Raw genomic sequence first — 24,468 nt, forward strand, 5'->3', positions numbered from 1 at the left:
CGCGCGTGCCCTGGCGGCGGTGCAGCCGCTGGGGCCCCTCGGGCTCTGGCGTGGGCGCCTCACCCGGGCCCTGTGCGAAGGTGGGCGTGGCGGCCTCGCGCGGCGTGTAGCGCAGGGGTGTCCCCCGCGCGGGCAGTGGCCTCAGCGGCGCACAGGCGTTGGACAGCAGGGCCAGGGCGAGCAGCGGCCCCGTCCACCTGACTGCTGGCGACTCAGCGCGCATGGTCCACCCCCAGGCCCACGCAAGCGAAGGCCCCCGGGCTCGGCATGTCCAGGCCTCGCGCGAATAGCAGCGTGCCTCCCTGGCCCAGCACGTACAGGTGCCCCCCGAGGAAGCGCCAGCGCACCTCCGCCGCGCCCAGGTAGCGCTCACCGGACTGCCCCAGGCCCACCCCCATCCCCTTCACGGCCACCTCGAGGGTGCGGCCGAAGAGCTGCACCGCCACGCGCCCGTCCACGTCGAAGCGGCCCCAGGTGAAGGCCTCGGCGCCCAGGGAGAGCTGCAGGTGCTTCTGCAGCCCGCCGTAGCGCACGGAGTCCCACCCCACCACCGCCTCACCGTAGACGGAGAAGCCGTCCGGAAGCGGCGCCTCGGCCAGCGGCACCCCCTCGGAGCCCACGGCCCGCAAGCGCGCCAGCTCGTAGTCCGGACCAACGTAGCCCTGGCGGAAGCCTCCGCGCTGCATGCGCGCCTCCAGCCGCAGCTTCATGTCCAGCGTGGGTGTCAGCGCATCCGCGCCCGCTCCCACCACCGCGCCCCACGCGCCACCCACTCCCGGCCGTCCGCCCCAGCCGGCCAGCAGGTGGGCCTCGAAGCCCGGCCGCACCACCACCACCGCCGTCCCATCCACGTGTGCCAGTGTCACCGCGGGCGCCCGTCCCCCGGCCAGGCCCCCGTCATGGACGGCGGACAGCGCCACCGTGTAGCGCCCCCGCTGCCGGGGCGGGCCGAAGAGGAGGTGCTGCACGTCCAGCGCCACCTCCGCGCCCAGCAGCCGCGCGCCCAGCACGTCCGAGGCGAAGGCCTCCGCGTAGAGAGGGCCCCACGTGCCGGTGAGGAAGGCGCCCGCCGGGTGGTAGTCCGGGTTCATCCGGTTGGAGTAGCGGCGGACGAGGTGCGCCGAGAGGAGGCTGTAGCCCTCCAGTCCGCCCACCCACAGCGCCACGGGGGCGTTGTCCGAGCCCAGCTTGAGGCCGCGCACGAGCTGCCCCCAGTCCGACAGGCTGTCCCAGTCCTCCCGGCGCACCAGGCCCTCGCCTTCACCGCCGCCCCACAGCCGAAGCCGCACGGGGGCGCCCAGGTTGAGGCCGAGCCGCGCGCCGCCATCCAGAATCAAGGTGGGCTCCACCTGGACGAAGCCCTCCTGCACGCCCACTCCCGCCCGTGGCAGCAGCGCCAGCGTCGTCACCTCCAGGCGCGTCAGGTAACTCCACCTCGCGGGCGGGGACGCCGGGCGTGGGGGCTCCACTGCACCCACAGGTGGAGGAGGGGGCCCATCCGCCTGGGACAGCATCAGCACCACCAGCAGCGTGGACGTCATCAGCGCCTCCGAATGGGGACTCCCATTCTAGCGGCCACCTCCGACGACTCCGGACAACCGGGAAAAGACGGGTGGATGCGACCTGATTCCCAAGCCTGGTGATTCAACCCCCCAGGTCACCCGGTCACATTCGTGGTGCCGCGGAACCCGCGTTTCCGCCGGTGCCCGGTGGTCACGAAAAGAAACAGGGAGGGAGCACCGGCCATGTCCGCCGGCATCCCTCCCTGCCCGGGTGCTTCAGTTCATGAGGACGGGTGCGGCTACTTCGCGGCCACCGTGGGCTCCGCGCTCATGCCCTCCTGGAGCGCCTTGAGGAGCCGCGCCACCTCCGTCACCGGCACGTCCTGCACGCTCAGCAGCGTCTTGCCGTCCTGGGTGCGCGAGCTGAGACGGACGGGGGCCACCCCGTTGAAGTTGCGCAAGAGGCTGTCCTCGAAGAACAGCAGACGCGCCCGGTCCGGCACGGGGACACGCACCGGGAGCGGAGTCTTCTTGGCCTTCGTGGCCCGCTCCACCTCGTCCACGCCGCACTCGGCGAAGGGCTTGCTCACCACCGTGCCGTCCTCTCGCGGCACGTCGATGAGCAGGGTGCCCGGGTTGCCCCTGTCCAGCACGAGGCCGGTCGCCTCCACGTAGCGGAGCAGGGCCCGCAGGGGGTACACGCCGAAGTGCGTGCAGATGGCCTCCGGGAAGTTGCGCGCCACGGTGCCGTACACGGCAGGTAGTCCGAAAGGCGGGACGGTCACTCGTTGACGTCAACGAGTGGAGGCTCATGGGGAACCCGCACGAGCTGCTCGATGGGGAGCCGCTTCATGTGGGAGCGCCCCTAGGCACGGGCCTTCGTGGGTGCAAGGGGACGAGGGAGGGGCGCACCGTCCGCCGGTCCGCGAGGGCGAGGGGCGTGACACCTTGCACCGGAGAGCGAGCGGCTCCACCTAGAAGGGGTCAGGGTCACGGGTGGAGGCTGGGGGAGCCACTCTGGGAGGTATCTCCAGTGAAGCTCGATTTTTCCTCGTTCCTGCTGGGGTGCGGGGTAGGTGCCGGTTCGATGTTGTTGGCCAGGCGGCTCCGCCCGTTGGTGCTGGAGGTGGCCACGCTGCTCTTCCGCCTCCAGGAGCGGGTGCTGGCCGCGACGCCCATGGGGCAGGAGGCCCTCGCGGAGCTGCTGGCCGAGGCCCGGGCCCGCGTGAGCCTCCCCGCTGGATTCGCGAGGGGCCTCCACTCCGGTACCTACCGGGAGCCCGAGCCGAAGCGGGCGCGGAACATGGCCACCAGGTCCTCGTCCAGCACGTAGTCCTCGATGTAGAGCCGCGCGGCCTCGAAGCGCAGCTCGCGCAGCTTGCGGTAGTGCAGGTCCAGGTCCCTCGGCGTCGGCGTGCCCACCAGGCACGGAGCGTCCTCGAAGCGCGAGCTGAGGATGCTGGAGAAGACGCACCCCATGAGCGTGTCGTCGAGCGGGTGCAGCAGCTTGAGCGCGGCGCGGATTTTATGGTCCCAGCCGGTGGCGAAGGTGAGCTCCCGGATCTCCCCCACGGGCCTGTGGCTGCGGATGGCACCGGCCTCCGTGAAGAGGACATCGCGGCGCTCCTGGAAGCGGCGGATGGCGCGGCGTGGGTCGAAGCAGTGGGGCGCCGAGTCATCCACCACGAGCGTGCCGGGGCGCAGCCTGTCCACGTCGAGCAGGTTCGCGGCGCTGGTGGCGCTGAGCAGCACGGAGGCCGCGTACACCTCGTCGGGCGCGGAGCTGCCGGAGATGCACGTCACCTCCACGTTCCCCTGGAAGCCCAGCTCCGCCACCAGCTCCTCGGTGAGCCGCAGCAGGTACTCGCGCCGTGCGGGGACGTCGCACAGCCGCAAGGAGCGCGGGTGCGGCAGCGTGCGCAGCAACAGGCGCAGGATGGCGGTGCCGATGGAGCCCGCGCCGAGGAGCGCCACGTGCTCGTCCTCCAGCCTCCGGCCTCCGGCGCGCAGCACCTGCTCCACCATCATCACGAAGCAGGCGGCGGTGGTGGCATGGCCGGTGGTGAGCCGGGGCAGCCCGGCGCGGCCGGCGGTGGCCTCCACGAGGGCGCGTCCATAGTCCGTGGCCGAGGGCACCAGGCCCGTGAGGGACACGGTGTCGGCGCCCAGGCGCGCGGCCTCCTCGAGCCCCCGGACGACGGCGTCCACCGTGCGCTGCTTGTCCACGTAGAGCGCCGCGTCCTCCAGCGGCAGCACGACGAGCCCGATGCGGCCGAGGAACGTCTCGTACACGCTGACGAGCGAGGCCTCGCCGTGGAGGCAGTCGCGGATGAACTCGCGGGGCGTGAGCCGCAACTGCTCCAGGAAGGCGCGGGGCAGGGTGGCGAGCGCGGCCGCGTCCACGGAGAGCTTCGCGCTGTACTCCACCTTGCGCGCGGGCTTGCGCTCCCCGGCGCCGCCCACGTCGTTGTAGACGTCCGCGACGGACAGCAGGTGCACGGCGCTCTCGGGCAGGGTGGGCCCGGCGTAGTAGAGCGAGAACAGCACCTTCTCGAAGAGCACCGGGAAGGACAGCCGGGACGAGACGAGCTCCTCCAGCCTCGGGTCCAACGTGCCGCGCAGGCCCTGGCGCTGCTCGCGCAGGTGCACCTGGAGGCGCTCCCAGATGTGGATGACGGAGAGCATCTCCAGGAAGTCGGGGCGCTGGAACTGGTGGGGGAAGGGACTCGGCAGCGTGGTGGTGCCGTTGCTCTCGGCGGTGAGGAAGACGCGAACCGTGTGCGCCAGCAGGTTCAGCATGGCGAGGAAGCTGGCGTAGAACTCCCGGTCGCTGCCCAGCTGGCGCATGGGGATGACGGAGTCCAGGTCCGCGAAGGTGCCGTTGAGGAGCACGTTCTGCGGCTCGATGCACTGCCCGTTCTTGAAGTGCTGGATGTCGCTGGGAAAGTAGCCGAGCAGCAGCAGGCGCGCGGTGAGCCGCACCCACGAGTCGACGACGGCCTCGGGGTCCAGGTTGTGCTTGAGGGTGGCGTAGACGAGCCGCGTGTTGGCGAAGCCGCCCGAGCCGGTGCGCTGGCTCTCCTGCGCCAATGTGCCGGCGAAGTGGCTCACGCGCGGGAAGGGCGCCTTGGGGAACCAGTAGACGTAGCAGGCCAGCCCGTCGCGCAGCTCGTTCTGGGCGATGGTGAGGGTGAAGCCCGACAGCAGTGGCAACAGCCGCGAGCGGAAGCGCGCCACCACCTCCTCGGACCAGCGCACCACCAGCAGCGGCAGCGGCAGTCCGCCGGGCTCGTGGAACTCCTCCAGGAAACGGCCCTGCACCTCGGCCGCGCGCTGCGCCTCGTTGAGCGCCTCGGGCAGCGTGACGGCGCCGGGCACCTTGCGCTCCTGGATGAGGAAGTACTCCAGCGTGTTCGTCACCGAGTGCTTCGCGAAGCGCTCGAAGAGCCGCTGCTGGAGCAGCTGGAAGAAGCCGATCTGATCCTCGCACCGTACCTCGGCGCCCTTGATGGCCAGCACGCTCTCGCCGGGGCCGCGCCGGTAGAAGGAGCGGAAGTGGCCCTGCGGGCGGAAGAAGCCCTCGGTGTCGAAGGTGCCATTGGTGGGCGGTACGGGAATGTCCCGCTTCATCCGCTCCAGCTCCTCGGCCACCCAGGGCTCGGCCTCGCGCAGGTAGCGCCAGAGCGCGGGCGCGTCGCGGGCCACGTCCCAGGCGATGGAGAACGGGCCCGACTCCGCGCGCGGTTTGCGCGTGCCCAGCTCCTCCAGCAACTGCCCGAGCGGATGGCTCAGCAGCTCCTCCATCCGGAGCGTGAGCCCGTACCGGCCCTCCAGCAACTGCTGCAGCTCGAGCTGGTGCATCGAGTCCAGCCCGAGCTCCGCCAGGGTGCGCCGCGGATCCAGCGCCTCGGGGGCGATGCCGATGAGGCGGGCGAGCTGCTCGCGCAGGAAGGCGGAGGGGCTCGCGTCGGTGGGCTCGGCGCGGGGCGGCGCGAGCCGGGCCGTGTGGAGAATCTCCAGCGAGCCCGCGAGGTACTCCTGCTTGCAGGCGCCGCGCTGAATCTTGCCGCTGGACGTCTTGGGCATGGTGCCGTGGCGCACCAGCACCAGCGTGTCCAGGTGGATGCCGTGCGCGGCGGCCACGGACTGCCGCGCGGCGTGGGTGATGTCCTCGAGGCTGTTTCCCTCGCGGTCGCGGTAGACCTCCTGCACGACGACGAGCCGCTCCTCCTGTCCCGAGTCGATGGAGAAGGCGGCGCCACAGCCGGGGCGCAGCGCGGGGTGGCTCTCCTCCACGGTGCGCTCGAGGTCCTGCGGGTAGTGGTTCCGGCCCCGGATGATGATGAGGTCCTTGAGGCGGCCGGCGAAGAACAGCTCGCCGTCCTGCAGGAAGCCCAGGTCCCCGGTGCGCAGCCAGGGGCCATCCGTGGTGTCCGCGCGCATCGCGCCGAAGGTGTGCTCGGTCTCCTCGGGGCGGTTCCAGTAGCCCTGGGCGACGCTCGGGCCCGACACCCAGATTTCTCCCACGCGGTCCGAGGAGCAGCGCGTGCGCGTGACGGGGTCCACGATGAGCACCTGCTCGTCCAGCCACGGGCGGCCCAGGCCCACCAGCCGCCGCGAGCCCGGCGTGCCCTCGGGCAGCTCGACGACCCACCAGGACTCCAGCGCCGCGCCGTCCACCGTGCGCACCGTGCGGCGCGTGCCCGGGAAACCGCCCGTCACCATGAGCGTGGCCTCGGCCAGGCCGTACAGGGGACGCAGCGCATCCGAGCGCAGGCCGGTGGCGGCGAACGTCCGTGAGAAGCGCTCCAGCGTGTCGGCGCGCACGGGCTCGGCGGCGTTGAAGGCGTAGCTCCAGCTGCTCAGGTCCAGCCCCTCGCGCTGCTCCGGCGTCACCTTGCGCGCGCACAGGTCGAACGCGAAGTTGGGTCCGCCACTGAGCGTGCCGCGGTAGCGCGAGAGGGCGCGCAACCAGCGCACCGGCTTCTGCAGGAAGGACTCGGGCGGCAGCAGCACGATGGGGAAGCCGGCGTACACCGGCTGCAGCACGCAGCCGATGAGTCCCATGTCGTGGTACATCGGCAACCAGCTCACGCCGACCGAGTCCTCCGAGGAGCCGAAGGCCCGCTGGATGATGGTGGAGTTGTGGAGCAGGTTGCCGTGCGTGAGCCGCACGCCCTTGGGCACGGCGGTGGAGCCCGAGGTGTACTGGATGAAGGCGGGCGTACGGGCCGTCACCTCCGGAGGCCGCCACGCCTGCTCACTGCCCGGCTCCAGCGCGTCGGTGGCCACCCAGCGCAGCGAGGCGAGCTCCGGCGCGTGGCTGGAGAGCCCGTCCACCAGCTCGTGGATGGCGCGGGTGGTGAGCACCAGCGTGGCCTGGGCATCCTGGGCGATGGCGCGCAGCCGCGGCAGCGTGCGGTGCAGGCGCGAGGGGTCCGGCGGGTACACCGGCACGGCCACGACTCCGGCGTACAGCGCACCGAAGAAGGCGGCGGCGTAGTCCAGCCCGAAGGGGTAGAGGAGCAGGGCGCGCTCGCCGGCCGCGGCCGAGCGCTGGAGCGTGGCGGCGATGGCCCGGGCCCGCTCATCCAGGCCCGCGAAGTCCAACTGCTGTGTCTCCGTCTCTCCATCTTCCAGGAGGGTGAAGACGCGGCGCGAGGGCTGCTCCAGTGCCCTCCTGCGCAGGATGTCCACAAAGGTCGAGCCGGGCTCGCGACGCACCACTGCCAGGGGCTTCATGTCTCTTGGCACCGCGGATGGGGGGGAGCCGGATCTTCATCCGGCCGCCCCATGAGCGGCAATGCCGGTGCGCGGAGCCCGGTTGCTCCGGGTGGGGCGGCGTCACCCCACCTGGGTACTCAGCGACGCCGGTTGCGCGAGCGCCGTGCGTAGGCGGGCGCGGTGGCCTTGCGCCGGCCCAGCAGCGCGGCCAGGGTCAGTCCGGCGGCGACGAGCAGGGGCATTCCACCCGTCGAGGAGGCGCCGCAGCTCGCGGGAGGCATCCCCGTGCCGGCGAGCGTCGCGTCGCCGGGGATGATGCCGCCCGTGCCCGGGAGCGAGTCCGAGGGCTGCTGGGCGATGGGCCCCGGCTGCTCGGCGGGAGGATCGCCATCGTCGGACGCTCCATCATCCGGCGTGCTCTCCGGGGCCGGTTGGGGCTGGGGCTCCGGGGTGGCGACGACGGGCGCGGGCATCACGTCCTCCAGCCGCGTGGCCTGGACGAAGCCGTCATGGAAGACCACGCCCTCGGGGGCGATGGACGCGTCGCGGTACAGGCCGAGCTTCAGGTAGTTGAGCTGGCCCGAGTACTGCGTGGCCACCTTCGTCAGCGGCACGACGACCTGGCCGTTGTGGTACAGCTCGACGAAGCCGGCCTTGGGATCCGGCGACCACTTCACGTGCAGCACGAAGTCATTCCACTGCTCGCGCTGGAGCGGGGCCCGCCAGATGATCTTCCCGTTGCTGCCGCCCACGCGCAGGCGCAGCTGATCATCCACCACGTAGAACTCGAGCGGCGGAGAGCCACCGCTGCCGTCGTGGTGCCACTGGGTGAAGATCTGCCACCTGGGCGAGCGCGGGAAGCTCTTCGGGAAGAGCGTGCTCCACTTGTAGAAGAACTCGGAGCCGGGCGCCTCGCGATCCAGGTAGAGCAGCTCGTTGCGGTTGCCGCTCGCGCTGATGGGGTTGTCGCCCTGACGGACGGTGGTCTTCAGCGCGTAGCGGCCCTCTCGTGCGGGCGAGCTGACCACCAGCAGGCGGTTCGAGGAGACAGTCTGCTCGCGGTCCCACTGCGAGAGGTTGCCGGTCTCGAAGTCTCCCCTCCACACGGTGGAGGCGGTCGCCAGGGTGGGCAGCAGCAGCGCGAAGGGGGCAAGTTTCAGCAAACGCTTCAAGCTCGGTCCTTTCGTTCCGTTGGGTCCCCACGGACAAACGGAACGCCTTCCCACTTCCCGGCCTGCTTCCTTGTCAGCCCTCCCTGGAGCAGGAGCCGCCCGGGCTCCTCGTGCTGCTTCACGGCACACGAGCCCCTCGCCGGAAGCCCGTCCGGCGAGGGAGCGCGTGTCCGCTACGATTTCAGGCTGTTAGCGCCGAGGCGTGGTGGCGCAGGTGGTCCGCCATGAAGGTCGAGACGAAGTAGTAGCCGTGGTCGTATCCGTCCTGGGAACGGAGCGTCAGGGGCTGCCCCGCCTGGTCGCAGGCCTCGCGGAGGAGCTCGGGTTTGAGCTGGTCCCCGAGGAACTTGTCGCGCGTGCCTTGATCCACCAACAGTGGGGGCAGACGCGTCCTCGCCGAGCGGATGAGCTCGGTGGTGTCCCACTGCTTCCAGGCCTCGGTGTCGGCCCCGAAGTAGGTGCGGAAGGCCTTCTGTCCCCAGGGGACGCGCACGGGCGCGCAGATGGGAGCGAAGGCGGACACGGAGCGGTAGCGGCCGGGTTGGCGCAGGGCGCACATCAGGGCGCCATGTCCTCCCATGGAGTGGCCGAAGATGCCCTCGCGGTCCATGCGGGCCGGGAAGTTCTTCCCGATGAGCCCGGGCAGCTCCTGGGTGACGTAGCTGAACATGCGGAAGCGCGAGGCCCAGGGCTGCTGGGTGGCGTCCACATAGAAGCCGGCGGCGGTGCCCACCTCCCAGTCGGCGCTCTCGTTCGGAATGCCGGTGTCGCGCGGGCTGGTGTCGGGCACGACGAGCATCAGTCCCAGCTCGGCCGCGAGCCGCTGCGCACCGGCCTTGATCTGGAACGTCTCCTCGGTGCACGTGAGGCCCGAGAGGAAGTAGAGCACGGGCACCTTGCCCGTCCGCGCCTGCGGGGGCACGTAGACGGAGAAGCGCATCTCGCCGCCACACACCACCGAGTCATGGCGGTAGTAGGCGACGGTGCCTTCGAAGCAGCGGTGCTCGGAGGCGAGCCGGAGGGCCGTATCCATCAGTACTTCACCACCGCGCGGATGGACTCGCCCTTGTGCATCAGGTCGAAGCCCTCGTTGATGCGCTCCAGCGGGAGGGTGTGGGTGATGAGCGGGTCGATCTGAATCTTCCCATCCATGTACCAGTCGACGATGCGGGGCACGTCGGTGCGGCCGCGGGCGCCGCCGAAGGCACTGCCCTTCCACACGCGCCCGGTGACGAGCTGGAAGGGACGGGTGCTGATCTCCTGTCCGGCCGCCGCCACGCCGATGATGATGCTCTCGCCCCAGCCGCGGTGGCAGCACTCGAGCGCCTGCCGCATGGTCGTCACGTTGCCGATGCACTCGAAGCTGTAGTCCGCGCCGCCCGCCGTGAGGTTGACGAGGTAGGGCACCAGGTCCGCGCCCACCTCCTTCGGGTTGACGAAGTGGGTCATGCCGAACTTCTCGGCCATCTCGCGCCGGGCGGGGTTGAGGTCCACGCCGACGATCTGATCCGCGCCCACCATGCGGCAGGCCTGCACCACGTTGAGGCCGATGCCGCCCAGGCCGAAGACGACCACGCGCGCGCCCGCCTCCACCTTCGCGGTGTAGATGACGGCGCCAATGCCCGTGGTCACCCCACAGCCGATGTAGCAGACCTTGTCGAACGGGGCGTCCTCGCGAATCTTCGCCACGGCGATCTCCGGGAGCACCGTGTGCGTCGCGAAGGTGGACGTGCCCATGTAGTGGTGGACGGGCTCCTTGCCGATCCGGAAGCGGCTGGTGCCATCCGGCATGAGGCCCTTGCCCTGCGTGGCGCGGATGGCGGTACACAGGTTCGTCTTCCGCGACAGGCACGACCTACACTGGCGGCACTCGGGCGTGTAGAGCGGGATGACGTGGTCCCCCTTCTTCAGCGAGGTGACGCCGGGGCCCACGTCCACCACCACGCCCGCGCCCTCGTGGCCGAGGATGCTGGGGAACAGGCCCTCGGGGTCCTTGCCCGAGAGCGTGTACGCGTCCGTGTGGCAGATGCCCGTGGCCTTCAGCTCGATGAGGACCTCGCCGGCCTTGGGGCCTTCGAGGTGCACCGTCTCGATGCGCAGGGGCTTGCCGGGTTCGAATGCCACCGCTGCCTTGATGTCCATGCTCGTGTCCTCCAGGGATGTAGCGGGTTGCGTCGGACCGTAGCTACCACGTGAGCGTCACCGTGGCCTCACCGGCCGAAGAATTGCGCTTCCCGGCAGTCGCGGTAACACATGGTGGGATTGGCTGGTCATCGAAGTAGCACCGGACGAGGCGCATGAGCGGCGTGGCCGACAGAACGAGGGCAGTGCAGCGGCCCGGCGGGACGAGTGTCCTGCTGGTGGCGCTGCTGCTCGCCGTGTCGGCGTCCGGGTGCGGCCAGCTCGACGATTCCATTGATTCCCTCACCCTCCGGTTGGAGGAGTGGGACCGGCACCGGCACGACACCGCCGGGAAGTCCGGACAGGGCACGGCTCTCCCGCACCCGGCCTCGGTGCGTGAGTGGGAGCCGGAGCCCACGCAGCGCTCCGCCCGGGTCCGGGGAGTGCTCATCGCGGGCCTCGCGGTCAGCCGCGCGGACATCCCGCCCCCAGGGGGCACCGGGCTTCACCGGTCCCCGCCGGGCCAGGAGGCACCGCCTCCGAGGCTGGCCCGGAGACACGAGTCCCCGCAGGTGAAGACGGGACTCGCACCCGGTGTCGGGGCCTCCGGTTCGCGTCCGGTGAAGGCCCCCCGCCTCGCAGTCAGCGTGAGCGCACCGCGGCTGCAGGGCGTCGTCCGTGGCAGGTGGGTGCACTCCACCGAGCCGGCGGACGTGGAGCGCCCGCTGATGGGCGCTTCCTCCCCTCCGTCACTCCTCGCGCACCGTGGCACCGTCAGGACTCCTGCCGGGACGGGCGTGGAGGGGCCGTGGAGACGCTCACCTGAAGCGGAGCCCCCACCACCCGTCGTGGCCTGGGGAACCGCGGGAGGGCTCGTGCTCGCGCACGGGCCCGAGGGCCCTCCGTCTCGAGCACACCGCCCGAGCACCGGCCACCCGCACGCCTCCGCGAGGCGTGGAGCCGTGGCGCGTGTCACGGCGCGTGTCCCTCCAGGAAGAGACAAGGCACTGGCGGACGTGCGTCCCGCGTGGGACGCCGGACCGCCTCCGCGTGGGCGTGTTCAGGGTGGCCTGGAGCGACGCGCTCGGGACGACCACCAGACACATCGCGTCCGCCCTCCCGTGGGAGTGCGTGCAGCCTCCGGGCTCGAGGTCGAGCAACTGGTCCGATGGTCGGACCCGTTGGAATGGCTCGCGGCCGGAAGGTGCCGCGCGCCAGGACCTCGCACGTCCAGGGACTCAGTCCTTGGCGGGGTAGAGCTGGCCGCGCATCTCTCCGTAGTAGGTGTGCGCCTTGGTGTGGAGGTTGAAATAGAGCACTCCCTTCCTCGCCAGGTATTCGAGCCCGGCGAGCGTCTTGACCTGTCCCGGGAGTCCCAGCTCGGAGGGGCAGCCCTCGGGTAGCGAGGGCTTCAGGCCCGGCATATCCTTGACGTAGACGACGTTCTTGTTGGTGAGCTCCACGGAGAACCTGCCATCGGTGAACTTCTTCCCCGGGCTGCCGGACTCGCCGAAGTCCACGATGATGGGGCCGAGCACGCCCGGCGGGCCGCAGTGGATGTGGAACATGACGATGTCGGCGGGGTTCACCCCTTGGATCTCGACTTCGACATAGGCCTTGCTCAGGTCTCGGGCGAATCGCAGCTGCCCATGGCCCCGCGACTTCCGGTTCTCGCGAGGCGTCGAGGGCGCCGTGGCGCCGAGGCTCTTCTCCAGCGGCTTGGGCACCTCCGACTCCTCACCGGGCTCCTGGGCGGGGCTCAGGAAGGCCTCGTAGGTGGTGAAGGTCGTCGCACCGAGGGCAGGGTCCTTGGCGTGGGCGGGCAGGGTGGACAGCGCGAGAGCGAAGGCAAGGGCCGTGGTGGGCGTACGCATGGTGCGTTCCTCCTGGAGGGTGGCGGCTCTCTTCGTAGCGCTCCCCGGGCGCGGGCGATGGCCGCAGATGGACAGGGGGTGGCCACTCCCCGGACAGCGAGGCAAGAGCATGGATCTGGAAGAGTTGCGTGCTTTTCTCGACGTCGTGCAGACGGGCTCGTTCCTGGCCGCCGCGGAGTCCCTGGGCGTGTCGCGCACCACCTTGCGGCGCCGCGTCGAGGCGCTCGAGGCCCGGGCCGGCGTGCCGCTCCTCAAGAGCACGGCCCAGGGCATCATCCTGACGGAAGCCGGTGAGGTGCTCGCCCGGCGCGGGCGCGTCATGATGCAGGAGACGAGCGCGCTGCTGTCCTCCATCCGCGAGGTGGGCCAGGAGCCCTCGGGAGTGCTCCGGGTGGTGCTGCCCGTGGGGCTGCCGCCGCATCTGCTCACGCCGCTCTTCGGGCTGTTGCGCACCACCTATCCGCTGCTGCGCGTCCACGCCCGCTTCAGCGGAGACCCCCTGGGCGAGCCGCTGGACGGCGTGGACATGGCCATCCACTTCGGCGAGGACATGCCCCGGGGGCCCTGGCTCTCCTCCGTGGTGATGCGCGTGCGGGAGGGGCTCCTGGCCAGCCCGGAGTACCTGCAACGGCGGGGGACCCCGGGCTCGCTCCAGGAGCTGCGGGGCCACGAGCTCTTCTCCTGGGAGGCGCCGGGAGACGATGCGCACACCTGGCCCACGCTCCGGGGCGCCACCTTCACGGTCTCCCCGGTGCTCGTCACGGCGGACATCCATCTGATCCGCTCCTGCTGCATCGCGGGGCTGGGAATCGGTCTGGTGCCCAGCGTCGAGCTGGAGGACCCGGGCAGTTCCGCGGAGCCGTTGGTGCCCGTGCTGCCCGGGCTGGTGGGGCGGGAGCGCCCGGTGCGCATCAGCGTGCCCGAGGCGCTCGCCGAGATTCCGAAAATCCAACGGGTGCTCTCGCACATCCGGCGGTTCCTGGAGCCGCTATGAGGGGCGGCCGGGTATGCCAGGGCCCCGGGGGGAGCCGCGAGAGCACCACGCCGGAGGTGGTATGGTACCCCACGGCTCTCCGCCTCGGAGCAGAGCAGGGCCCCACCTCATGAGCATCACCTCTCTCCTCCTCCCCGGGTACAGGCTGCTGGGCCGCTTCCAGGAGACGGCGACGAGCCTCCTCTACCGCGCGGTCCGTGAGGCGGACGGGTTGCCCGTCATCGTCAAGACGCCGCGCTCCTGGCCCGTCGGCACGCGCGAGCGGGCCCGCTACCAGCGCGAGTACGAGCTGCTGCGCCACCTGAAGGGCGTACCCGGAGTGCTCACCGCCCACGCACTGGAAGTGCTCCAGGAGCGGCCCGTCCTCGTGCTGGACGACGTGGGGGGCAAGGCCCTCTCGGAGCAGGTGGGCCAGGCCCTCGCGCCCTCCCGCTTCCTCACCTGGGCCCTCTCCGTGACGGCCACCCTGGCCGAGGTCCACCGGCGCGGCGTCATCCACAAGGACATCAAACCCGCCAACATCCTCGTCGCCCCCTCGGGGAAGGCGTGGCTCATCGACTTCGGCATCGCCACCCTGCAGCGGGTGGAGCACGTGGAGGCCGTCCTCCAGCAGCCGCTCGGCGAGGGAACTCCGGCCTACATGTCCCCGGAGCAGACGGGGCGGATGAATCGCGCGGTGGACTACCGCACGGACTTCTACTCGCTGGGCGTGTCCTTCTACGAGGTGCTCACGGGGCGGCTGCCCTTCCGCGGGCAGGACATGCTGGAGTGGTTCCACGCCCACCTGGCCCAGGCTCCCGTGCCGCCGCACCTGGTGGTGCCCTCCATTCCCCCCGCGCTCTCGGCGGTGGTGATGAAGCTGTTGGCCAAGGTCGCCGAGGAGCGCTACCAGAGCGCCGAGGGGCTGCGGGCGGACCTGGAGCGGTGCCAGGAGGCGCTGCGGCTCGGCTCGCTGGAGACGTTCCCCCTGGGCAGCCGGGATGTCTCCGCGCGCTTCCAGCTCCCCCAGCGGCTGTATGGCCGCGAGGAGGAGGTGGAGTTCCTGCTGAAGGCCTTCGAGCGGGTGGCGCTCACGGGGCACACCGAGTGGGTGCTCGTGCGGGGCTACTCCGGCATCGGCAAGTCCGCCGCCGTGCGCGAGCTGCACCGCCCCGTGCTGCGGCGGCGCGGCTTCTTCCTCAGCGGCAAGTTCGATCAACTCCAGCACGACGTCCCGTACTCCACGCTGGCGCGGGCCTTCCAGGAGCTGGTGCAGCAGTTGCTGGCCGGCAGTGACGAGGAGGTGGCGCTCTGGCGCCAGCGGCTGCTGGAGGCGTGGGAGGGCAACGGCCAGCTGCTGGTGGACCTGGTGCCCCAGCTGGAGCGCGTCGCCGGCAAGCAGCCCGGCCTCCCCGAGCTGCCCTCCTTCGAGGCGCGCAGCCGCTTCAACCGCGTCTTCCTGCGCTTCCTCGGCATCTTCGCCAGCCCCGAGCGCCCGCTCGTGCTCTTCCTGGATGACCTCCAGTGGGCGGACCCCGCCAGCCTGGAGCTGCTGCGCTACATCGCCACGCACCCGGACACGCCGCCCGTGCTGTTGATTGGCGCCTACCGGGACAACGAGGTGAGCCCCTCGCACCCGCTGGCGCGGACCCTGGCGCTGGTGCGCGAGGAGGGGACGCGGGTGGGGGACCTGCACCTGGGCCCGCTCACCCTGGAGCAGACGCGGCGGCTGGTGGCGGATGCCTTCCCCGGCGCCGGGGACGCGCTGGTGGTGCCCCTGGCCTCGCTCGTCCAGGAGAAGACGGGCGGCAACCCCTTCTTCCTCCTCCAGTGGGTGCAGGCGCTGCACCAGGACGGCCTGGTGGTGCGCGCGCCGGAGGGCGGCTGGCGCTGGGACGCCGAGGGCGTGCGGGCCCGGGGGTACTCGGACAACGTCATCGACTTCATGGTGGGCCGGCTGCTGCAGTTGCCGGAGCACACCCGGCAGATGCTCAGCCTGGCGGCGTGCATGGGCAACACCTTCGCCCTGCGCAAGCTGGCCTTCCTGTCGCACCAGGACAGCTCCCAGGTGGAGCAGGACCTGGAGCCCGCGCTCCAGGAGGAGCTGTTGGTGCGGGCGGATGCCGAGCAGTACCGCTTCGCGCACGATCGCATCCAGCAGGCCGCCTATGCCCTCATCCCCGAGCGGGAGCGCAAGGCCGTGCACCTGCGCGTGGGCCGCCTGCTGTTGGAGCGGCTCTCTCCCGAGGAGCTGCGCGAGCGCCTCTTCGAGGTGGTGAGCCACCTCAACGTGGGCGTGGCGTTGATGCGGGACGACGTGGAGCGCGCGCACCTGGCGTACCTGAACGCCGAGGCGGGTTGGAAGGCGAAGGCCTCCAGTGCCCACCGCTCGGCGGTGACGTGCTTCGACACGGCCTTCTCCCTGCTGCCCGGCAATCCCTGGGAGACGGACAGGGCCACGGCCTTCAAGCTGCGCCTGGCCCAGGCCAGCAGCGAGGTGATGAGCGGCAACTCCGCCGAGGCGCGCCGCCTGGTGGACGGCGTGCTGCCCTGGGCCCGCACGCGCTCGGAGATGGCGAAGGCCTATCGCTTCAAGAGCGATCTGCTCGTCTCCTCGAGTGACGCGGAGGGCGCCGTCGCCTGTCTGCTGGAGTGCCTGGAGAAGTTCGGCATGCCGCTGCCGCTGGAGCCCTCCTGGGAGGAGGTGGTGGCGGCCCACGCGGAGGCGTGGTCCCTGCTCCACGCGCGGCCCCTGGAGAGCCTGCTCGCGCTGCCGGCCCTGACGGACCCGGACATGAAGGCGGTGCTGAGCGTCCTCGCGGCCCTGTACGCGCCGGCCTTCTTCAGCCGGAGGAACCTGCACGTCCTCCACATCTGCCGCATGGTGACGCTCTCCATCCGGCATGGGCATGTGGATGCGTCCGCGCACGCCTACGCGTGGTTCGGCTTCCTGAGCAGCAACGTCTTCAAGCGCTACCACGAGGGGCTGGCCATCAGCGACTTCGCGTGCCGGCTCGCCGAGCGCCAGGGCAGCTCCACCTTCCAGGGCGAGGCGCTCCATGCCCGGTCCATGAATGGCGTCTGGGTGGGCCCGTTGCTCTCCTCGCGGGAGTTCATCCACAAGGCCATCCAGCAGTCGGCCCAGGCGGGGGCCTTCCGCAATGCCAGCCTCTGCTTCAACCACAGCACGCTGATTCCCCTCGTCATGGGGCGCGAGCTGGAGGAGGTCCGCCGGGAAGCCCTGGCGGGCTTCGACTTCGCCTCCAAGGTGGAGTTCTGGGACGTCATCCAGATGATGCGCATCTTCCTGCGCTACGTGGCGCAGCTGCAGGGGCGCTCCGACTCTTTCTCCTCGTTGAATGGAGAGGGGTTCGATGAGGCGGCCTTCGAGGCGAGGCTGGCCGCCGGGAGTCTGGTTCCCCTGCGCTCCAGCTACGCCATCATGAAGATGATGTCGCGCTTCATGAGCGGTGCGCACGAGCAGGCGCGGCAGGCGGCCGGGAGCGTCCAGGGGCTGCTCTGGTCCAATGTCGGCCAGCTCTATTACTACCTGTACGTGCTGTACGAGGCGCTGACCCTGGCGGCGTGCTGCCGGGACGCTTCACCGGCGCGGCGGCGCGAGTACCTGGAGACGATTGGCCAGCACCACCGGCAGCTGGCGGAGTGGGCCGCGAACAGTCCGGAGAACTTCCGCGCGGCCGAGCGGCTGGTGGCCGCGGAGCTGGCGCGCCTGGAGGGAGAAGCGGACGAGGCCCACCGCGCCTACGAGGAGGCGCTCCAGTGCGCTCGTGAGCAGGGCTCGCTGCAGAACGCGGCCCTGGCGTGTGAGCTGGCCGCGTCCTTCTGGAAGGAGCGGGGGATGGCCACCACCGCGCTGCTCTTCGCCCGGGAGGCCCGCGAGGCCTGGATGCAGTGGGGGGCCGCGGGCAAGGTGCGGCACCTGGATGAGCAGTGGCCCTCCCTGGCCTCGCCGAAGGCCGGGCTCGAGGAGTCCAGCACCAGCTACGACACGGACTCCAACCACCTGGATGCGCTCACGGTGGTGAAGGCCCAGCAGGCCATCTCCAGTGAGATCGTCCTGGAGCGGCTGGTGGACACGCTCATGCGGGTGGCGCTGGAGACGGCCGGGGCCCAGCGCGGCGCGCTGCTGTTGTTGCGGCAGGACACGCTGGAGGTGGCGGCGCTCGTGGACTCCACTCCGGGCCGGGCCGCGCTCCCCGAGGAGCCCGTGCGGCGGTTGCCCTGGACGCTGCTGACGTACGTGCGGCGCTCGGGCTCGCACGTGCTGCTCAACGACATCTCCCTGCCCCATGGCTTCTCCAACGATCCCTACTTCACCCACGGGGCGGCCCGCTGCCTGCTGTGCCTCCCGCTGGGCCGGGGGGAGACGATTGGCGGAGTGCTGTACCTGGAGAACGACCTGGCCACCGAGGCCTTCTCCCCGAGCCGCATCGCCCTGCTCAAGCACATCGCCTCGCAGGCGGCGATCTCGGTGGAGAACGCACGCCTGTACGAGGAGGTGCGGCGGGCCGAGACGGCGCTGCGCCAGTCCAACGACGAGCTGGAGCGGCGGGTGGAGGCGCGCACGCGCGAGCTGAAGCAGGCGCAGGCCCACCTGATGGAGACGGCGCGCGTGGTGGGCATGGAGGAGATTGCCTCCAACATTCTCCACGACGCGGGCAATGCCCTCACGAGCGTGGTGGTGGACTCGGACCTGTTGCGCAGGACGGTGGAGGACTCGCGCGTGGGCCGGGTGAAGCAGGTGGTGGAGATGATGGATGCGCGGCGCGAGGACCTGGCGGACTTCCTCACGAGGGATCCCCGCGGCAGCCTCCTGCCGGCCTACCTCTCCGGCCTCGCGGACGAGCTGCTGCAGGAGCAGGCGGTGCTGTGGCAGGGCCTGGAGGACCTGGACGGGCACGTGGAGCGGGTGCGGACCATCATCCAGATGCAGCGCACCTACGCGAAGTCCACGCTGCTGGCGGACGAGTGCGACCTGGGCGGGCTGGTGGAGGAGGCGCTGCGCATCCACCAGGTGGCCTCGCGGCAATCCCCGGTGCCGGTGACGCGGGAGATCGCCGAGCTGCCCCCGGTGCGGGTGGACCGGCATCGGATGTTGCAGATTCTGCTCAACCTGCTCAGCAACGCGCGCAGTGCGCTGGAGCCGGTGCCCGAGGCGCGGCGCTACCTGGGGGTGAGGTTGGAGGCGGAGGGCGGGTGGGTGCGCATCCAGGTGGTGGACAACGGCGAGGGCCTGGCGCCGGAGGTGCGAGAGCGCCTGTTCACCCAGGGCTTCAGCACGCGCAAGGACGGGTATGGCTACGGCCTGCACGCCAGCGCGCTGGCGGCCCGCCTCATGGGGGGAAAGCTGACCCTGGAGAGCGAGGGGCCGGGAAAGGGCGCCACCGCCACCTTCGAGCTTCCCTTCACGCGTTAGGACGAGGGATCACGTTCATGGCTGGCCGCTGGCTTTCTTTGACTCCGCTCCTGCTCACGTCGTGCGTCATGTCTCTTGGTTCTCCGACCCGGTACAACCAATCGTGTTCGACTCCGGGCGGTGCTGCCATCTGCAACGCCTCTGCGCCCACCAGCACCGGGGAAATACTCATCCCGGCAGCGGGGAGAGCGGCTCAGGCCATCAATGCCTCCGTACGAGCCGTCGAGGCAATCCAGGGCTACATCACGCTCCAACGGTTGCTGACCGAGGCTGAAGTAGGCGAGGTGGAGGACTTCCTGAAGGACTGTGCGAAGCAGGCCGAGGCGGACGTCAACCAAGTTGCCCAGAAGCGTGAGGACATCGGCCCATTCAAGAACGGCCAGTTTCCCAATGAGAATGAGTGCAACCGGGTCCTCCGCCTCGAAGGCGATGAGGAAGTGACGCTCGCCAGGGAGCTCGGGCGCCTGAAGCACACGGCTGCCTTCGATTGCGTGAAGGCTCGCCTCTCTTCAAGGTTTCCGGACAATTTCTCCATCGAGCCCAGGTACCGGCGAGATCCAGACCCGGGGACGAGTGGCTATGTTCTGACTGACCGCAAGAGCGGCTCACTCAAGCCAGACTTCGTCCTGCACTTCACGCGGAACGCGACCCGGATCCAGTGTGTTTTTGATTTCAAATTCCCATGTCTCCCCAGGCGAATGGGAAACCCGCTGGGCGACCCGGATACCCTCCAGCAGCTTTTGAGCTACAAACCCTTGAGCATGGAATGCCAGCCTGCGGTGGTGACTCCTCAGCTGGGCCTGACTCGCCTACCTCCATGATGCCCCGCTACCCCCGAATCCGTCTCGTGGGTGCTCCTCCCGTGGACGGAGTGCATGGCGAGGAGTTGCTTGCCCGCGAGGTCGTCCGGCTCGCTTTCTATCTGCCGTATGATCATCCGGACATCGCATCGGGCGTCAGCCTTGCCCTGGACAGCTACATGCGGGCCGTGGGGGAAGGCTCCTCGACCCTCCACGAGGCTTTCATCGATGACGATGAGGGAGCACCGCTTTCCCCGGAACGTTGGAAGTCGATCCGCCAGCGTCTGCGGCCCGAGCGCCATTGGCGCTTCGCCGAGGACTACAGCGAGTCCTACGCGAATCGCGTGGAGAAGAGACGTTACGAGACACAGCTCTTCCTCGACGGAGGCAGTGCTCGGAATGGCTACAGCTTCCGGTATCGAGCGCGCATCCCCTGGCGGGAGCCCGCTGCGAACAAGGTGAGTCTGCTGACGGCGACCGTTCCCACCGAGTACCTGGAGGCCCATGGGCCCGCCCACGTGGCCGGGCTCGCTCGCACGATGGCTTCCCAGCTTCGATTCGCCACGGGGCACGCGGGCCTCGCCCTTCAACTCCACTGGCCCTCGCGGTCCACGGATGACTCTCTTCGTTCCGCGGCCTTCCGGTATCCAGGCATCGACCTGCGCCCGGCCTGGCTGTGGGAAGAGGACGTGGGCTTCCACGTCGATGGTGTCCACTGGCTGAACTTCTTCGCTCCGCCCGTGCTCGAGAAGCTGGGTGGAGCGGGGGGCCTCCGCGAACGGCTCCGCTCCGCAAGCACACGTGTGGAGACGCTCGCGGGTGACCGCGTGCTCGTCTCCTTGGGGGAATGGCCCGAGTCGGGTGACCTGGAGCTGGGGCTGACCCTGCCAGCCTACCGGGAGCTCGCCCACGTCCTCGGGCCACTGCTCGAACCCCTGGAGCGGTCATCTCCCCATACCTGGATGGCCGCCGGGAACTCCTTCATGGGCTTCACCGAGGAACAGGCCCTGAGATGGTGGCGCCGCTTCCTCGACTGAGCACGGCTCAGGGTTGAGGCGGGCTCTCGGGCCGGCCCTCTCCGAGGAAGCGGACCCGGAGGGTGCGCACCACTTCCGCGTCCCAGCGCGTGGAGAGCAGCTCCACGGCGGTGCGCCGGTAGCGCAGCGCGCACGCGAGGCACACCAGCGTGGCCGCCAGCCCGATGACGCTGTTCTGCCAGGACGCCAGGTCCCACTGCCCGTCCCAGAACCACTCGCGCAGGCTGGTGGGCCAGAAGTACCAGAGCGGCCAGCCCGGGCCGCTTCCCGCGAGGTCACACAGCAGGTGGAGGTGGAAGGCCAGCAACGCCAGCAGCCCCACCTGGAGCCGCTGCCGCGCCAGCGCCACGCATACCCCCGCCGTCACCAGCGCGCCCACGTACCCGTGGAAGATGAGGTGGTGGTAGCGCGCGTACAGCTCGCCCCCGCCGAGAATCGTCAGCCCATCCAGGTCCGGCGCCAGCCCCGCGCACACCACCAGCACCCGGTCCTTCCGCGCCTCCAGACGTTGAGTCATCAACCAGGACAGCTCGGCGTGGACGATGGGATTCATTCGGACATTCTGGTGTCAGCGGCCCGTGGTCCGCCAGCCCATGCCGTGGCAGGCTTGCCGCGTCCTTCACTCCAGGAGCGAGTCATGTCCACCCCCTCTCCGCGCAACATGACCGACTACGAGGCCACCCACAGGGCCTTCCAGTGGGAGCGCCCCGAGTACTTCAACTTCGCCACCGACTTCGTCGACCGCTGGGCCGCCGAGCGTCCCGATGCCCCCGCGCTTCAATGGAGTGACGAGGCGGGACACGCGCAGCTCTTCACGTGGAAGGACGTGAAGCAGCGCTCGCTGCACGCCGCCCAGTTCCTCACCAGCCAGGGCCTGCACAAGGGCGATCGCGTCTTCGTGATGATGCCGCGCATTCCGGAGTGGTGGTTCCTCGTGCTGGGCTGCATCCGCGCGGGCATCGTCTTCATGCCCGGCACGCCCATGCTCACCGCCAAGGACATCCGCTACCGGCTGCTGGCCGCGGATGCCAACGGCGTCATCGCCGACTCGAGCTGTCTGGACAGGTTCGAGGGCATGGCGGGCACCGGCCGCGTGGAGACGTGGGTGGCCGTGGGCCACGCGCCCTCGCCCTGGGTGTCCTATGCGACGGGCTCCTCGGGCACCGGCCAGCACGGCGGCAGCTTCGAGCGCACGCGGGCGGATGACCCGATGCTCATCTATTTCACCTCGGGCACCACGGGCATGCCGAAGATGGTGCAGCACACGCAGGCCAGCTATGGCCTGGGCCATCAAATCACCGGCCGCTACTGGCTGGACCTGACCCCCGAGGACCGGCACCTGACGCTGTCGGACACCGGCTGGGCCAAGTGCGCGTGGGGCAAGCTGTTCGGCCCGTGGAGCCAGGGCGCGTGCAACGTGGTGTACGACTTCCGGGGGCGCTTCGACGCGGCGCGCATCCTCCGGGTGCTCGAGCGGCAGCGGGTGACGACGTTCTGCGCGCCTCCCACGGCGTGGCGGGCCCTCGTGCTGCAGGACCTCTCCCAGTACGACCTGTCCTCCATCCGGCACGCGCTGAGCGCGGGCGAGCCGCTCAACCCCGAGGTCATCGACTCGTGGATGCAGGCCACCGGGTTGCACATCCGCGAGGGCTACGGCCAGACGGAGTCCGTGGTGCTGGTGGGCATGTTCCCCGCGCTGGAGCCGAAGCCAGGCTCCATGGGAAAGCCGTCGCCGGGCTTCGACGTGTCCGTCATCGACGGCGAGGGCAGGGAAGTCCCCACGGGCCAGGAGGGCGACATCGCCGTGAGGGTGAAGCCGGTGCCGCCGGTGGGCCTCTTCACGGGCTACCTCAACGACGACGCGGCGAACCTCACGGCCTTCCGGGGCGACTGGTACGTGACGGGAGACCGAGCGGTGAAGGACGCGGACGGCTACCTCTGGTTCGTGGGGCGCAGTGACGACGTCATCAAGACGTCCGGCTACCGCGTGGGCCCCTTCGAGGTGGAGTCGGCGCTGCTGGAGCACGCGGCGGTGGCCGAGTCCGCGGTGGTGGGCGTCCCGGACGAGCGCATCGGCCAGCGCATCAAGGCGTACGTGGTGCTGGCGCCGGGGTTCTCCGCCTCGGAGACGCTCGCCGAGGAGCTGCGCGAGTACGTGAAGAAGACCACGGCCCCGTACAAGTACCCGCGGGAGATAGAATTCGTCACCGAGCTGCCCAAGACGGTGAGCGGGAAGATCCGCCGCACCGAGCTGCGCGCCATGTCCCAGCAGCCCGCGAAGAAGGACTGAGCCTCCTTCCTCGCGGGAGGGCGCCTTCTCAGTGGGACGCCATGGCCGGACCGTGTGCCCCGGCCTCGGCGTGCTCCGCGGCGGCCGGACCCGCCAGGGCGGACACCTCGTGCTCCCGCAGGCGCATCAGCGGCCCGGGGAACAGCCCGCCCAGGAAGGCCAGCACGCACAGCGCCAGCGCGGCGATCCGCTCGCGGGGGAGGAGATCCTCCACCGTGTCGAGCACGGACGCGTGGCCGTGGGCCGGCGCCCCGAGGAAGGTGCGCTGGAAGGAGCGCAGGAAGGTGATGCCATTGATGGCGGTGGTGAGCAGCAGCGGGAGCGCCACCAGCGGATGGGTGCCGAGGATGCCGTGCAGCAGCAGGTCCTCGCCCACGAAGCTCAGCGTGCCCGGGAAGCCCAGGCTGGCGATACCCAGCAGGAAGTAGAGGGCCGCCATCCTCGGGGCGCGGCGCACCAGGCCGCCCAGCCGCGTCATGTCCGCGGTGCCCGTGCGCACCTCGATGGCCCGCACCACCAGCATCAACCCCGTGAGCGGCACCGCCGCCGCCACGCTCTGCAGCAGCGCCCCGGCGAGGCTCTCGGTGTTGCGCTCCGCCAGCCCCGCGAGCATCAGCCCCGACTGGCTCACCAGCAGGAAGCCCACCGTGCGGCGCAGGTCCATCTGGGCCAGCGCCAGCACCGCGCCGTAGAGGGCGCAGAAGAGGCCCACGCCCTCCAGCAGCGGGCTGAAGGCCGCCCACGCCTCGGGCAGCAGCGGCATGGCCACCCGCACCAGCAGGTACAGTCCCGTGTGGGCACTCACCATCAGCATGCCCACGCCAAAGGGCCCCCGCGCCAGCAGCACGGGCAGCCACGAGTGGAAGGGCACCACCGCCATGCGGAAGGCCACCGCCAGCATCATCAGCGCGAGGATGGCCGTCTGCCGCGGAGCGGGAATGCCGCGCGCGAGCAGCTCGGACAGGCCGAGCGGGGCCGCCGCGCCGGACTGCCAGCCCGGCAGCCCCAGCAGCACCACCGCCGCCAGCAGCGGCAGTGAGCCCGCCAGCAGGTAGATGCGGAACGTGCGCACCGCCCGCGCCTCGGGCTCGGCCTTGGCCCGGCGGGAGATGAGCACCTCCGCCGGCAGCAGCATGGCCACCCAGAAGACGAGCATCAGCCCCAGGTCCTGCACGCAGAAGAAGCCGAGCGCGGCGCTCTCGGTGAGCAGCACGGCCCGGAGCGTCGCCATGTCCAGCATCTGGCGCGGACCGGCCGCCACCAGCCCCAGGGTGAGCAGCGCGGTGAGCAGCATCGCCACCACGCTCATGCCGTTCACGCCCAGCCGCAGCACCTGGCCCAGGGACGCCATCGCCCGCGCGCCCTCGCTGGCCTGGACGAGCGCCAGCGCGCCCACCGCCAGCACCAGCGTGAGCGACGCCACCGTCACCGCCACCTTGCGCGCACGCTCCGGCGACAACACCCGCCCGAGCCCCGCCGCGCCCAGCGCCGGCAGCAGCACCATCATCGAGAGAAGAGGAAGGACACTCGCTTGCATC

At 70.5% G+C, this 24,468-nt stretch carries 15 protein-coding genes and 1 pseudogene; 6 read left to right on the forward strand and 10 right to left on the reverse strand.

Annotated elements, in window-relative coordinates; translation table 11 throughout:
• The 3 genes and pseudogenes from AC16DP_RS48095 to AC16DP_RS48105 all read right to left on the reverse strand — a co-directional run.
• Positions 1-223: pseudogene (locus tag AC16DP_RS48095) on the reverse strand (DUF2380 domain-containing protein); the annotation flags it as partial.
• On the reverse strand, positions 213-1,541 hold the full coding sequence (locus tag AC16DP_RS48100; RefSeq protein ID WP_329728813.1) for a hypothetical protein: 1,329 nt from the start codon (positions 1,539-1,541) through the stop codon (positions 213-215). The pseudogene AC16DP_RS48095 and the gene AC16DP_RS48100, both read right to left, overlap by 11 nt.
• Positions 1,542-1,801: 260 nt before the next feature.
• On the reverse strand, positions 1,802-2,287 hold the full coding sequence (locus tag AC16DP_RS48105) for a hypothetical protein (RefSeq protein WP_329728814.1): 486 nt from the start codon (positions 2,285-2,287) through the stop codon (positions 1,802-1,804).
• Between the two features lie 248 nt (positions 2,288-2,535).
• On the opposite strand from AC16DP_RS48105, the gene AC16DP_RS48110 reads away from it, so the two are divergent.
• Complete coding sequence (locus AC16DP_RS48110) at positions 2,536-2,835, forward strand: hypothetical protein (RefSeq protein WP_329728815.1); 300 nt, start codon at positions 2,536-2,538, stop codon at positions 2,833-2,835.
• Here AC16DP_RS48110 and AC16DP_RS48115 read toward each other — a convergent pair.
• The 5 genes from AC16DP_RS48115 to AC16DP_RS48135 form a co-directional block, all read right to left on the reverse strand.
• Positions 2,772-7,244, reverse strand: a complete 4,473-nt coding sequence (locus AC16DP_RS48115; RefSeq protein ID WP_329728816.1) for an AMP-binding protein — start codon at positions 7,242-7,244, stop codon at positions 2,772-2,774. The genes AC16DP_RS48110 and AC16DP_RS48115 overlap by 64 nt on opposite strands.
• Before the next feature lie 119 nt (positions 7,245-7,363).
• Positions 7,364-8,398, reverse strand: a complete 1,035-nt coding sequence (locus AC16DP_RS48120; RefSeq protein WP_329728817.1) for a polysaccharide lyase family 20 protein — start codon at positions 8,396-8,398, stop codon at positions 7,364-7,366.
• Between the two features lie 181 nt (positions 8,399-8,579).
• Positions 8,580-9,431, reverse strand: a complete 852-nt coding sequence (gene fghA, locus AC16DP_RS48125) for an S-formylglutathione hydrolase (RefSeq protein ID WP_329728818.1) — start codon at positions 9,429-9,431, stop codon at positions 8,580-8,582.
• The gene (locus AC16DP_RS48130; protein WP_329728819.1) at positions 9,431-10,540 is read right to left on the reverse strand and encodes an S-(hydroxymethyl)glutathione dehydrogenase/class III alcohol dehydrogenase; all 1,110 of its coding nucleotides are present in this window, start codon (positions 10,538-10,540) and stop codon (positions 9,431-9,433) included. Before AC16DP_RS48130 ends, fghA begins: the two co-directional genes overlap by 1 nt.
• Positions 10,541-11,757: 1,217 nt before the next feature.
• Positions 11,758-12,393: a CHRD domain-containing protein gene (locus tag AC16DP_RS48135; RefSeq protein WP_329728820.1), complete on the reverse strand. Its 636-nt coding sequence runs from the start codon at positions 12,391-12,393 to the stop codon at positions 11,758-11,760.
• Between the two features lie 109 nt (positions 12,394-12,502).
• Here AC16DP_RS48135 and AC16DP_RS48140 point away from each other — a divergent pair, with 109 nt between their 5' ends.
• From AC16DP_RS48140 to AC16DP_RS48155, 4 genes are all read left to right on the forward strand, one after another.
• Positions 12,503-13,387, forward strand: a complete 885-nt coding sequence (locus AC16DP_RS48140) for a LysR family transcriptional regulator (protein ID WP_329728821.1) — start codon at positions 12,503-12,505, stop codon at positions 13,385-13,387.
• 109 nt (positions 13,388-13,496) lie between these two features.
• Entirely contained in the window at positions 13,497-18,803 is a 5,307-nt protein-coding gene (locus tag AC16DP_RS48145) for a trifunctional serine/threonine-protein kinase/ATP-binding protein/sensor histidine kinase (RefSeq protein WP_329728822.1), read from the forward strand.
• A 17-nt stretch (positions 18,804-18,820) separates the two neighbouring features.
• Positions 18,821-19,624, forward strand: coding sequence for a hypothetical protein (locus AC16DP_RS48150; RefSeq protein WP_329728823.1), 804 nt, complete (start codon positions 18,821-18,823; stop codon positions 19,622-19,624).
• A 41-nt stretch (positions 19,625-19,665) separates the two neighbouring features.
• Positions 19,666-20,640, forward strand: a complete 975-nt coding sequence (locus AC16DP_RS48155) for a type VI immunity family protein (protein WP_329728824.1) — start codon at positions 19,666-19,668, stop codon at positions 20,638-20,640.
• A 7-nt stretch (positions 20,641-20,647) separates the two neighbouring features.
• Here the strand turns inward: AC16DP_RS48155 and AC16DP_RS48160 are convergent, their stop codons facing one another.
• On the reverse strand, positions 20,648-21,193 hold the full coding sequence (locus tag AC16DP_RS48160) for a metal-dependent hydrolase (RefSeq protein WP_329728825.1): 546 nt from the start codon (positions 21,191-21,193) through the stop codon (positions 20,648-20,650).
• Positions 21,194-21,277: 84 nt separating this feature from the next.
• Here AC16DP_RS48160 and AC16DP_RS48165 point away from each other — a divergent pair, with 84 nt between their 5' ends.
• Positions 21,278-22,930 carry an acetate--CoA ligase gene (locus AC16DP_RS48165; RefSeq protein WP_329728826.1) on the forward strand — a complete coding sequence of 551 codons (1,653 nt, stop codon included), beginning with the start codon at positions 21,278-21,280 and terminating at the stop codon, positions 22,928-22,930.
• A 28-nt stretch (positions 22,931-22,958) separates the two neighbouring features.
• Here AC16DP_RS48165 and AC16DP_RS48170 read toward each other — a convergent pair whose 3' ends face one another.
• A complete protein-coding gene (locus tag AC16DP_RS48170) occupies positions 22,959-24,467 on the reverse strand; it encodes a complex I subunit 4 family protein (protein ID WP_329728827.1) in 1,509 nt (502 codons plus the stop codon).
• Between the last annotated feature and the right edge of the window lies 1 nt (position 24,468).

The organism is Archangium sp. (assembly GCF_057119385.1).